This is a genomic window from Burkholderia ubonensis (assembly GCF_902833085.1).
GTDB lineage: Bacteria > Pseudomonadota > Gammaproteobacteria > Burkholderiales > Burkholderiaceae > Burkholderia > Burkholderia ubonensis.
The window spans coordinates 776526-788304 of the sequence record NZ_CADFEB010000001.1 but is presented as its reverse complement, the minus strand read 5'-3'; the positions used below and the strand labels follow the sequence as shown (position 1 = coordinate 788304).

Here is an 11779-nt window from a genome sequence, read left to right as displayed (position 1 = left end):
TGGCGGGTGCTACGGACCATTCCGGCCGCGCTGAAAAGGTCCGTAGCTTTTGTCATATGTGCCGGAGCACGCCGGGTCATGCCGGCTCGCGTTGCGACCGCGCGAGCGCGGCGAGCGCCGCGCCGACGCGCGCCACGACCGCCGGCCAGTCGCCGGGCCGCGCCTGCCGGAACAGCGTCGCGCACGGATACCACGGGCTGTCGTCGCGCTCGAGCAGCCAGCGCCAGTCCGGCACGCGCGGCAGCAGCACCCACACCGGCCGCCCGAGCGCGCCGGCCAGGTGCGCGACCGACGTGTCGACGCTGATCACGAGATCGAGCGTGTCGACGAGCGCGGCCGTCTCCGCGAAGTCCGCCAGCGCGTCGTCGAACGACAGGACGCCGCTCGCCGCGAAGGCTTGCGTATCCCGCGCGCGCACCTGCGGCTGCAGGCTCACGAACGTCGCGTCGAGCGCCAGCAGCGGCGCGAGCGCGGCAAACGGCAGCGAGCGGTTCTCGTCGTTCGCGTGGCGCGGGTTGCCGGACCATGCGAGCCCGACCCGCAGGCGGCGCGGCGGCGCGAGCGCATCGAGCCGGCCGGCCCACGCCGCGCGCCGCCGTGCGTCGGCGCGCAGGTACGGCACGTCGGCCGGCACCGTGTCGAGCGTCGTCCGGAACGCATAAGGCAGGCTCATCAACGGGCAGTGCAGGTCGAACGCCGGCGTCGGCTGTCCTTCGGTGACGACGCGGGCCACGCCGCGCAGCGTGCCGAGCAGTTCGCCGAGCGCGGCCGGCGCTTCGACCAGCACCGTCGCGCCCCGATCGTGCACGAGGCTCGCGTAGCGGCAGAACTGCAGCGTGTCGCCGTAGCCCTGCTCCGCGTGCAGCAGCACGGTCCGGCCCGCGACCGATGCATCGCCGTGCCACCGCGGCCGGTCCGCGTGACGCCGGTGCAGCATCACGTCGGCGGCCTGCCAGCGCGCTTCGTGCTGCCGCCAGCCGGTGTCGAAGTCGCCCATCAGCAGGCGGCAGAACGCCTCGGAGCGGCGCGCCGCGCCGTGATGCGGATCGCGTTCGCACGCGCGCGCGAAGTCGGCGAGCGCCGCGTCGTGCTCGCCGAGCTGCTGGCGCGCGACCGCGCGCGTGAACAGCGCCTGCGCGGCGTCCGCGGGCGCGCCGGCCGCCGCCGTGTGGCTGGCGAGCGCGTCGTCGTAGCGGCCGAGCTGCTGCAGCGTCAGCGCGCGCTGGTAAAGCAGTTCGGGCTGCGGCCCGGTCGTCGCGAGCGCACGGTCGTAGTGGACGAGCGCGTCGTCGAATGCGCCGAGCGCACGCAGCGCGGCCGCGCGGTTGCGCAGCGCATCGAGGTCGTCGGGCCTGCGCGACAGCGCTTCGCCGTAAGCGTGCGCGGCGTCCGCGTACCGTTCGAGCCCGAGCAGCGCGTTGCCGCGGCCGACCCACGCGCCGGCGTGGTCGCGATTCAGCGCGAGCAGCCGGTCGCAGCGCTTCAGCAGTTCGTCGCGCGCATGCAGCAGGTCGAGCGCGACGCAGCTCGCGAACAGCAGTTGCGCGTCGTCCGGCGTGCGGGCCAGCCCTTCGTCGAGGCACGCCAGCGCGTCGGCCGGACGCCCGAGTTCGGTCAGCACGACGCCGCACGCGTACACGAGATCCGGCGTCCTGCCGCGCACGACCATCGCGAGCTGGTAACAGTGCAGCGCCTCGTCGCGACGCCCCAGCGCGCGCAGCGCATGGCCGCGTTCGGCGTGCGCGGCCGGATCGTTCGGATCGATCCGCAACGCGCGCTCGATGCTGATCAGCGCGTCGGCGGGCCGGCCGAGCATCCGCAGCGCCTCGCCGCGCTTGCGCCACGCGAGCGCATGCCCCGGCTCGCGGCCGAGCGCGCGATCGTACGCGGCCAGCGCGGCGTCGCCGTCGCCGAGCGCAAGCAGCGCGTCGCCGCGCACCGCATTGGCCTCCGCATGGCCCGGGTCCCGCGCAAGCGCGCGCTCGCATAACGCGAGCGCGTCGCGATGGCGGCCGATGCCCGTGAGCGCCGCCGCATGGTTCGCGAGATTCCACGGCTGGCTCAGGCCGGCGCGCATCGAACGCGCGATCAGCGGCTCCGCGCGCGCCGGGTCGCCGATGCGCAGGTAGGCGAAGCCGAGCAGGTGCAGCGCTTCGACGTGATCGGGCGCGATCGCCAGCACGCCCTCGTACAGCCGCGCGGCGCCCGCGAAGTCGCGCTGCTCGAACCGCGCGCGCGCGTTGCGCAGCGCATCGTCGAGCGCGGCTTGCATCACGCCGATGCCCGCGCCGATACCCGCGCCCGACGTGAATTCCGGTGCCGATCCCGGCCGCGCGGCCTGCGCGTTCATCGCGCGACTCCGCCGACCAGCGCCGGCAGCGCGTCCCGAATGCGTTCGACGACGCTCGCCCACTGCCCGCCTTCCGGCTGCCGGAACAGCCGCGCGGTCGGATACCACGGGCTGTCGTCGCGCTCGAGCAGCCAGCGGAAATCCGGCGTATGCGGCAGCATCACCGCGAGCGGCCGCCCGAGCGCGCCGGCGAGGTGCGCGACCGACGTATCGACGCTGACCACGCCGTCCATCAGCGCGGTCAGCGCGGCCGTATCCGCGAAATCCTCGAGTTCGTCGCCGACGAAGCGGATCGGCCCGCCTTCGAGCAGCGGGCGCTCCTCGTCGCGGATCACCTTCTGCAGGCTCACCCATTCGTAGCGGTCGTCGACGAGCGGCAGCAGGTCGGCCAGCGTCATCGAGCGGTTGCGGTCGTTCAAATGCAGCGGGTTGCCGGACCAGACGAGGCCGATGCGCGGCCGCGCGGCTGCGCCGAGCCGCTCCCGCCAGCGGGCGACGCGCGCCGGGTCCGCATGAAGGTACGGCGCGCCGGACGGAATCGACGCGAGATCGGTGCGGAATTCGAGCGGCAGGCTCAGCAGCGGGCAATGCAGGTCGAACGGCGGCAGCGGCGCGCCGCGCGCGACCAGCGCATCGACGCCGTCGAGCGTCGCGAGCAGCGTCGTCAGCTCGACCGGCGATTCGAGCACCACCCGCGCGCCGAGCGCCTTCACGAGCGGCACGTAGCGGCAAAACTGCAGCGTGTCGCCGAGCCCCTGCTCCGCGTACAACAGGATCGTCTGCCCGTCGAGCGGCATCCCGCGCGTCCAGCGCGGCTGCGCGAACGCACGCCGGCTCGCGTCGAGCTGACTGTCGCGCCAGCGCCATTCATACTCGGCCCAGCCGGCTTCGAAATCGCCGATCGACAGGCACAGGAACGCGCGCATGCAGTGCGCGAGCACGTAGTCGGGATCGATGTCGATCGCGTCCGCATAGGCCTGCCGCGCGTCATCGTGGCGCCGCAGTGCGCGCAGCGCGTTGCCGCGATGGAAATGCGCGAACTTGTCGCGCGGCGTCGCCGCGATCACGCGCGCGAAGTCGTCGAGCGCGTCGCCGTAGCGATGCGTCTCGAGCCGCACACGGCCGCGCGTGAACCACGCAGGCGGGTAGCCCGGTTCCGCCGCCAGCGCGCGGTCGCACGCATCGTGCGCGTCGCCGTGGCGGTCGATCCGCATCAGCGCGCTCGCGTAGTTGCACAGCACGCCGGGATTGTCCTGCTCGACGTCGAGCGCATGCGCATAGCTGTCGGTCGCGTCGCGGTAGCGCGCCAGGTAGCTCGCCGCGTTGCCGCGATTGGCGAGCGCCCGCGCGTGCCGCGGCTCGATCGCGAGCACGCGGTCGCAGCGCACGAGCGCCTCGTCGTGCCGGCCGAGCTGTTCGAGCGCGATCGAGCTGTTGAAGAGCGCGTCGACGAAACCCGGGCTCGCGGCGATCGCCGCGTTGAAATCGGCGAGCGCAAGCGCCGGCTCGCCGAGATCCAGGTGCGCGACGCCGCGCAGGAACGACACCTCGGCGCTGCCCGGCACGAGCGCCAGCGCGTGACCGTAGCTGTCCGCCGCGTCGCGGAAGCGCCCGAGCCCGCGCAGCGCGAGGCCGCGCGCGCGGCATGCGTCGAACGAACGTCCGGCGAGCGCGAGCGCGCGATCGCAATCGGCCAGCGCGGCGTCGCAGCGGCCGAGCGCCAGCAGCGTCTCGCTGCGCTTCACGAAGCCGTCGGCGAATTGCGGCGCGAGTTCGAGCAGGCGATCGTAAGCCTCGCATGCGTCGTCGTGACGCGCGAGCTGCGCGAGCAGGCCGGCGCGCTGAAACAGCGCACGCTGGTGCGCGGGGTTGATCGCGAGCGCGTGGTCGAGGCGCGCGAGCGCGTCCTGCTCGCGCCCGAGACCGGCAAGCACCGCCGCGTGGTTCGCGAGCGCGAGCGGCGCCGGCTGCCGCTCGATCGACTGCCGCATCAGCGTGTCGGCCTCGGCCAGCCGCCCTTGCTGGAAGCGCACCGCGCCGAGCAGATGCAGCCCTTCCGGATGGTCGGGCGCGAGCGCCAGCAACTCCGCGTAAGCCTTTTCGGCATGATGCAGCGCGCCCTCCTGATGTGCGTTGCGCGCCCGCGCCAGCAGCCGGTCGAGCTGCGCGGCGTCGGGCTGACGGATCGCGGGCGGCGGCTCCGGAATCGTTGCTGTCGCGAGCGGCGTCCCTGCCCCGTTCGATGTCATGCTCTGGCCCCCGGTTGTCGCATCGTGTCGTCGTGTTTTGGGTCTGTTCTAACACGTGATCCGGTCGAGCGCGGCGCACACCGCGTCGATCACGCTCGCCCAGCGGCCCGCAACGGCCTGCCGGAACAAGCGCGCGTCCGGATACCAGCGGCTGTCGTCCCGGTCGCGCAGCCAGCGCCATTCCGGCGGATCGGGCAGCAGCACCCAGACCGGATGGCCGAGCGCGCCGGCCAGGTGCGCGACCGCCGAATCGACGGAAATCACGAGATCGAGCGAGCGGACCAGCGCCGCCGTATCCGCGAAATCGCCGAGCTCGTCGCCGCAGCGCCGCACCGGCGCGTTCGCCAGCAGCGCGTCGTCGCGCGCGGTCACGGCCTTCTGCAGGCTGACCCATTCGACGTCGAGCGCGAACAGCGGCGCGAGCAGCGCGAAGTCGATCGAGCGGTTGTGGTCGTTGCGGTGTTCCGGATTGCCGGCCCATGCGAGCCCGATGCGCGGGCGGTGCGATTCGCCGAGCCGCTCCGTCCACTGCCGGACGCGCTGCGGGTCCGCATGCAGATAAGGCGTCCGGCGCGGCATGTCGGGCAGCGTCGCGCGCAGCGCGAACGGCAGGCTGAGCAGCGGGCAGTGGCAGTCGAACGGCGGCAGCGATTCGCCGCGCGCGATCACCTGCGCCGGCCCTTGCAGCGACGCAACGAGCTCGCGCAGCGGCGCCGGCACTTCGAGCACGACGCGCGCGCCCTGCGCGGCGAGATGCGGCACGTAGCGGCAGAACTGCAGCGTGTCGCCGAAACCCTGTTCCGCATGGATCAGGATCGTCCGGCCGGCGAGCGGCGCGTCGCCGCGCCACGACGGCTGCGCGAACGGACGGTCGTGGCGCGCCAGCGCCGGATCGCGCAGCCGCCATTCGTATTCCGCCCAGCCGCGCGCGAAGTCGCCTTCGACGAGGTGCAGCGACGCCCGCGCGACATGCGCGTCCACGTAGTCCGCGTCCAGCGCGATCGCACGGTCGTAGGCCGCCAGCGCATCGTCCGCACGTCCGGTCGCGTAGTGAAGATTGCCGCGGTTGAGCCAGTTCGCCGCATGGTCCGGACGCAATTCGAGCGCGCGGTCGAGCGAACGCAGCGCGTCGTCGTAGCGATGCAGGTCTTGCAGCACGCTGCTGCGATGGGTCCAGGCTTCGCCGAAACGCTCATCGTTCGCAAGCGCGGCGTCGTAGCTTTGCAGCGCTTCGCCGAAACGTTTCAGGAAGCGCAATGCGGTGCCTTGATTGCAGCGGACCTCGTGCGCGCCCGGGTCGATGTCGAGCGCGCGCGCATAGCTGTCGAGCGCGGCGTCGTGGCGCTTGAGCTGCAGCAGCGCGTTGCCGCGGCACGCGTGCGCGCGCGCATGCCGCGGTTCGAGCGCGAGCACGCGTTCGCAGCGCGCGAGCGCCTCGCCGGCACGGCCCAGCCGTTCGAGCGCGACCGCGCTGTTGTAGAGCGCCTCGACCAACGCAGGGTCGGCCGCGATCGCTTCGTTGAAGGCGCTCAGCGCTTCGTTCAGGCGCCCGAGATCGACGAGCATCTGGCCGCGCATCGACAGCATCACCGCGACGCCGGGCCGGATCTCGATCGCGCGGTCGACGCAATGCAGCGCGTCGGCCGGGCGCTGCAGCGCGCGCAGCACGAGCGCGCGGTTGAACCATGATTCGAACGAGCGCGGCTCGACCATCAGCGCGCGGTCGTAGGTGTCGAGCGCTTCCTGATGACGCCCGAGCGCGCGCAGCGCGCTGCCGCGATTACACAACGCGTCGAGCACGAGCGGCGACACGGCGAGCGCCCGGTCGAACGCGGCGAGCGCGGGCTCGTGGCGGCGCAGCCCGATCAGCGTGTTGCCCAGCCGCACCAGCGTCTGCACGTCGCGCGGATCGACGCGCAGCGCCGCGTCGAACTGCGCGAGCGCTTCGTCCGCGCGCCCGCAGTCGCCGAGGATCGCGCCGAGATCCGACAGCGCGCGCACGCCCGCGTCGATCGCGATCGACTGCCGCAGCAGCGCTTCCGCATCGGCGGCCGCGCCGCGCTGGAATTGCAGCACGCCGTACTGGTGCAGCGCCTGCGGATTGTCCGGCTCGTTCGCGAGCACCGCGAGATATTCGCGCGCGGCGTCGTCGAACCGCCCCGCGCTGTGCCAGTTCTGCGCGCGGGACAGCATCGCCGCCGGCGCGCGGGTTCCGGACGCATCGCGCGCGGATGCGCGTGCGTGTGCACCTTGTGAGTACTCGCCCGCCACGTTGGCCCCCTTGCCGTCTTGCGGAATCCGTTGCCGGTCGACCGTCCGAAGCGGCGGGTCGCGGCAATCGCTGTCGAAGCGAGACTAGCGGACGAGCGGTAACACGCGTATGACGAATGTTACGGACCATTTTGACGGGCCGGCGGGATGCGCCACGCCGTGCGGCCGGCGTGCTTACTGCCCGATCGGAATCGTCCGTTCGTATTCGACGGACGGCGAGCCGAGCGCGACCGCGAAGCGCACGCCGCGCGGCAGCGGCATCCCGAGCGACGTGATGTTGCTGATGCCGTGCTGCGCGAGGAACTGCGCATAGGTCTGCTCGATGACCGCCTGGCTGGCGGTCCATCCGCCCGGCGCGATCCACACCGCCAGCTGCAGCGCGCGCGCGTCGCGGCTGACGACCACCTTCGCAAAATCATCCATGTGATGCAGCGCGTCCTCGAGCTCGGCGAGCGACGCGAGCGGCTGCGACGCGCTGCGCGCCAGCTCGCGCCCCTTGAGCTGATAGCGGACCACCTGGACGTGCGTCGGCCCGCCGCCGACGCCGAGATGCCGGACGAGCACCAGCTCGTTCGGACGGAGCCGCAGCGGCGGCCCGAACACCTCGTCGGCGGTCACGAGGTTCAGCAGGTCGAATTGCAGTTGCGAGAAATAGCGGCCGAGCAGACGCGTTTGCGCCAGATTCGACGCGATATCGTCGCGGCCGCGGATCGTCGCGTCGAGACCGCGCCACGACAGCAGCGCGATCACCGCGAGCAGCGCGATCGCGACCAGCATCTCGATCAGCGTGAAGCCGCGTGTGCGCCGCGCGGCGCGCGGGTCAGCGCCGCGCTTCATCGTGCACCACGGTGACGACTTCGGCGAGCACCGTCCGGCTCGACGCCGACGCATGGACGCTCACCGTCACCTGCCGCACGAGCGGGCTGGGCAGCGCCGTCACGGACTGGCGGCACACGAACCGGTACGGCCCTTGCGGACACGCGAACGTGCTGGCGCCGACGGGCGGCCAGCTCGCGGCGATGCGGATCGCGCCGAGCGCGTTGTCGGCGCTCCACAGCGCGAGCAGCCGCATGCGGGCCGTGTCGGTGTCCGACGCGAGCGCGCCGATCGCGCGCATCACCGCGCCCAGCGCGACCGCGACGATCGCGAGCGCGATCAGCACCTCGATCAGCGTGAAACCCGTTTGCGCCCCCCGCGCCGCCGACGCCCCGCCGCGGACCGGGCGATCGTCACAGCCTGTCTTGTCGTCGCACATGACCCACGTCCGTCGGTTGTCCGTCATGCCGGCGCGGCCCGCGCAGCGCGCGTCCGGCCGGATGCGCGCCTACGTTAAGCGAAACCTGTGGCAGCCGCGTGTCGAAAGATACGGACCATTCCTGACGGGACGGGAACGCGCACGCGCGGCGCGGCGGTCGGCGTCGCGACCGAAGATGAAGAAAAACGGCAGCCCCGGCAACGCGCCACATTCGACGCGCGCCGCAGCCTGCGGGAAACGACGGGAAACGTCAGGCGAGCACCGCGCGGTCGAGCGACGCGCGCGCGCTTTCGCCGGCGGCATGCGCGTCGGCCTCGCGAAGGAAGCCTTCCCGGCTGAACGCGACCACCTTCACGCCGACACCCGCCGTCCGCTTCACCGTCAGCGCCCATTGCCATTCGCCGTCCTGTTCGAAGACGTGCAGCAAGGGTTCGAGGGATTCACTCAGTCCGGTCACGCGAAGTTCTCCCGCCGCCCGTCGTCCGGCACTGGCCGGCCGCCGGGCATGCGATGCAATCATTCCGGCAGCGATCGGTACGCGCCGGTCCATCAGACAGTCTACACGGAGAATGTTGCGCCGCACCATCAGCGGTTTCACTGGGCTATTCAAAAATCAAACCGATAGCTGAATTAAATCGACCGGCGGCATTCGCTCGCCGTGGCCGCCGCTGCGGCGCGCCGAACCCGCGCCGCGCTTGCGTCAGGCGGCGCCCGCCGGTCCCGCGACGACCCGCCGGAACGTCAGGTTGATCCGCTCGCCCTGCACGGACGGCGCCTTCGGCACCCGATGCTGCCACTCGGCCTGGGTCCGCCCGCGCATCACGAGCAGGCTGCCGTGCGTCAGCCGGTACGCATGCGTGACGCCGGTCGCGCGGTGCCGCAGGTCGAACACGCGCATCGCGCCGAGGCTCACCGACGCGATCACCGGCGCGTCGCCGAGTTCGGGCTCATTGTCCGCGTGCCAGCCCATGCTGTCCTGCCCGTTGCGGTAGCGGTTCAGCAGCACGCTGTTGAAGCGCGCGCCGCATGCCGCCTCGACCGCGCGCTTCAGGTCGAGCACGGCCGGCGTCCACGGCGCGGGCACGTTGCGGATGCCCGAATACACGTAGACCGCGTCCGGCTCGCCCTGCCACGCGGTGAGGCGCGGCAGCGGGATGCGGCCGCGCGGCGTGCGGATCGCATCCTGGCGCCACGCGACCTCGCCGATCAGCGCGGCCAGCGCGCGATCGGCGTCGGCCGGCGCGAGCCAGTCCGGGTACCAGTCGACGTCGGGCGCGGGGGTGTCATCGAAGAGATCGAACGTGGACATATCGGGCGGGTCAGGCGGAAAACATCGACGGGCGACGCATGATTGCATGGTAGCGAACCGCGCACGCGGCTGCCATGCTCGTTCATTCGCGGCGGCGGGTCGTTCCAATCCGCTGCCGCTGCCCGGCCGACGGCTGCCGGGCATGCGCCGGCGCGTCACGCTATCATCGCGCCATGTCGCGCGGCCGTCCCTGCCCAGCCGCGCCACGTTCCCGTTCAACCCGGCCGGCGCGCTTCGCCGGCCCTTTTCCGGACCTCATCATCATGACGCTTTCCGATTCCGCGCTCGACCAGCTGTTCCTGACCGCGCGCTCGCACAACACCTGGCAGGACAAGCCGGTCGACGACGCGCTGCTCCACCGGCTGGTCGACGTCGCGAAATTCGGCCCGACGTCGGCGAACTCGAGCCCGGCGCGCTTCGTGTTCGTCAAGTCGCCGGAAGCGAAGGCCCGCCTGAAGCCGGCGCTGTCCGAAGGCAATCTCGCGAAGACGATGGCCGCGCCCGTCACGGTGATCGTCGGCATGGACATGGCGTTCTACGAGCAGTTGCCGCGCCTGTTCCCGCACGCGGACGCGCGCAGCTGGTTCGCGGGCAACGAAGCGCTGATCCAGGCCACCGCGTTCCGCAACTCGTCGCTGCAGGGCGCGTACCTGATCATGGCCGCCCGCGCGCTCGGCCTCGACGCCGGCCCGATGTCCGGCTTCGACAACGCGGCGGTCGACGCCGCGTTCTTCGCCGGCACCACGGTGAAGAGCAATTTCCTCGTCAACCTCGGCTACGGCGATCCGGCCGGGCTGTTCCCGCGCAGCCCGCGCTTCGACTTCGACGACATCGCCCGCATCGCGTGACGCTCGCGCGGCGCGCACGAACGCGCGCGCCGCGGCCATTGCGCCACGCCGGCGCGGGGCGCCGCCTACGCGCCCCGCGTCAAGCGGATCAGCGTGATCTCGGACGGCACGCCGAACCGGTTCGGCGGCCCCCAGTAGCCGGTTCCCCGGCTCGTATAGACCCACAGATCGCCGAATTTCCGCAGCCCGGCGATGACCGGCTGCTGCAGCCGCACGAACGGCGGCCACGGCAGGAACTGCCCGCCGTGCGTATGGCCCGAGATCTGCAGCGAGAACCCGGCCCGGCTCGCCTGTTCCGCGCTCCTCGGCTGATGCGCGAGCAGGATCCGCGTGCCCACGTCGCGCGGCGCGCCCGCCAGCGCGCGCTGCGGGTCGCTGCGGTGTGCCGGGTCGAACGCCCCGGCCGAAAAGTCGGTGACGCCCGCGACCACCGCGCGCGCGCCGTCGTGCTCGACCACCACGTGCTCGTTCAGCAGCACCGTCAGGCCGATGCGCCGGAACTCCGCGATCCACGCATGCGCGCCGGCGTAGTACTCGTGATTGCCCGTCACCAGGAAGCTGCCGTGCCGGGATTTCATGCGCCCGAGCGGCGCCGTGTGCTCGCGCAGCCGCTCGACGGAGCCGTCGACCACGTCGCCCGTGACCGCGACGATGTCGGCATCGAGCGCATTGACCGCGCCGACGATGCGCTCGACATACGCGCGCTTGATGGTCGGCCCGACGTGGATATCCGACAGCTGCACGATCTTCAGGCCGTCGAGCGCGGCGGGCAGGCCCTGCACCGGAACCGACACGCGCTTGACCGCCGCGGTGCGCCGCGCGTTCACGAAGCCGATTGCCGTGATCAGCAGCGCCGCGGCCAGCACGCCCGGCGCGCTGGCCGCCGCCGCCCCGCTCCATGCGCCGGCGTGTCCGAGCGCGCGCCACGCGGCCACGCCGAGCAGCATCAGGTCGCGCAGGAACGTCAGCGCGAGCAGCGACGAGAAGAACCCCATCGCGACCGCGCCGGCCCAGCCGAACAGCGTCGCCGCCCAGCCTTCATCGAAACGCCGCGCGAACATCCCGACCGGAATCAGCACGCAGAAGCTCGCGAGCACGAGCGCCGCGACGACGCGCGCGGCAGTCGACGCGAACGCGTCGGGAATGATCCGCATCCCGACGTACAGATGGAACAGCAAGCCGATCGCAATGAACCGGACAAGGAAACTTCGCATGGAGCGCTCACGCACGTTGCGGCGCGACTGGCCAGCGAGGCCCGCGCCGTACGCCCGATGGTACACACATCCCGCCGAACCCGACGCCGGCGGCAGATGACGGGCTCGGCCGGCAGGATCGAGCGGATTCACGCCGGTTCACACGGGAATGCGCGGTTCACGCGCCGATTCGATCGCGACGGCGCATCAAACGCATCGATTCACTTTGCCTTCCGCGTCCTTGCAGTCATTAGCAACCCTATACGTCCGTGCGCCTGCGTCGCGCGGCCCTGACGAAAGCGCC

The 11779-nt window shown here is 72.0% G+C and carries 9 protein-coding genes; 1 reads left to right on the top strand and 8 read right to left on the bottom strand.

Going from position 1 to position 11779, the window contains the following annotated elements; translation table 11 throughout:
- Window positions 1-76 precede the first annotated feature (76 nt).
- From HWX31_RS03515 to HWX31_RS03485, 7 genes are all read right to left on the bottom strand, one after another.
- Window positions 77-2272, bottom strand: a complete 2196-nt coding sequence (locus tag HWX31_RS03515; protein ID WP_174965115.1) for a tetratricopeptide repeat protein — start codon at window positions 2270-2272, stop codon at window positions 77-79.
- A 74-nt stretch (window positions 2273-2346) separates the two neighbouring features.
- Complete coding sequence (locus tag HWX31_RS03510) at window positions 2347-4599, bottom strand: tetratricopeptide repeat protein (RefSeq protein ID WP_174965105.1); 2253 nt, start codon at window positions 4597-4599, stop codon at window positions 2347-2349.
- A 48-nt stretch (window positions 4600-4647) separates the two neighbouring features.
- Window positions 4648-6792 (bottom strand): tetratricopeptide repeat protein, encoded by a 2145-nt coding sequence (locus HWX31_RS03505; protein WP_174965106.1) that lies wholly within the window; start codon window positions 6790-6792, stop codon window positions 4648-4650.
- Window positions 6793-7044: 252 nt separating this feature from the next.
- Window positions 7045-7707: a PulJ/GspJ family protein gene (locus HWX31_RS03500; RefSeq protein ID WP_174965107.1), complete on the bottom strand. Its 663-nt coding sequence runs from the start codon at window positions 7705-7707 to the stop codon at window positions 7045-7047.
- Window positions 7691-8125, bottom strand: coding sequence for a type II secretion system minor pseudopilin GspI (gene gspI / locus HWX31_RS03495; protein WP_059612564.1), 435 nt, complete (start codon window positions 8123-8125; stop codon window positions 7691-7693). Before gspI ends, HWX31_RS03500 begins: the two co-directional genes overlap by 17 nt.
- Before the next feature lie 250 nt (window positions 8126-8375).
- On the bottom strand, window positions 8376-8582 hold the full coding sequence (locus HWX31_RS35235) for a hypothetical protein (RefSeq protein WP_059615792.1): 207 nt from the start codon (window positions 8580-8582) through the stop codon (window positions 8376-8378).
- Window positions 8583-8825: 243 nt separating this feature from the next.
- Window positions 8826-9434 (bottom strand): alpha-ketoglutarate-dependent dioxygenase AlkB family protein, encoded by a 609-nt coding sequence (locus tag HWX31_RS03485; protein WP_174965108.1) that lies wholly within the window; start codon window positions 9432-9434, stop codon window positions 8826-8828.
- 263 nt (window positions 9435-9697) lie between these two features.
- On the opposite strand from HWX31_RS03485, the gene HWX31_RS03480 reads away from it, so the two are divergent.
- Window positions 9698-10282 carry a malonic semialdehyde reductase gene (locus HWX31_RS03480; RefSeq protein ID WP_174965109.1) on the top strand — a complete coding sequence of 195 codons (585 nt, stop codon included), beginning with the start codon at window positions 9698-9700 and terminating at the stop codon, window positions 10280-10282.
- A 65-nt stretch (window positions 10283-10347) separates the two neighbouring features.
- Here the strand turns inward: HWX31_RS03480 and HWX31_RS03475 are convergent, their stop codons facing one another.
- Entirely contained in the window at window positions 10348-11496 is a 1149-nt protein-coding gene (locus HWX31_RS03475) for a metallophosphoesterase (protein WP_174965110.1), read from the bottom strand.
- Between the last annotated feature and the right edge of the window lie 283 nt (window positions 11497-11779).

Coding starts and splice junctions, on each gene's coding strand:
- HWX31_RS03515 (WP_174965115.1), bottom strand. CDS start 2,272: ATGCAAGCCGCGCTCGACGATGCGCTGCGCAACGCGCGCGCGCGGTTC.
- HWX31_RS03510 (WP_174965105.1), bottom strand. CDS start 4,599: ATGACATCGAACGGGGCAGGGACGCCGCTCGCGACAGCAACGATTCCG.
- HWX31_RS03505 (WP_174965106.1), bottom strand. CDS start 6,792: ATGCTGTCCCGCGCGCAGAACTGGCACAGCGCGGGGCGGTTCGACGAC.
- HWX31_RS03500 (WP_174965107.1), bottom strand. CDS start 7,707: ATGAAGCGCGGCGCTGACCCGCGCGCCGCGCGGCGCACACGCGGCTTC.
- gspI (WP_059612564.1), bottom strand. CDS start 8,125: ATGTGCGACGACAAGACAGGCTGTGACGATCGCCCGGTCCGCGGCGGG.
- HWX31_RS03485 (WP_174965108.1), bottom strand. CDS start 9,434: ATGTCCACGTTCGATCTCTTCGATGACACCCCCGCGCCCGACGTCGAC.
- HWX31_RS03480 (WP_174965109.1), top strand. CDS start 9,698: ATGACGCTTTCCGATTCCGCGCTCGACCAGCTGTTCCTGACCGCGCGC.
- HWX31_RS03475 (WP_174965110.1), bottom strand. CDS start 11,496: ATGCGAAGTTTCCTTGTCCGGTTCATTGCGATCGGCTTGCTGTTCCAT.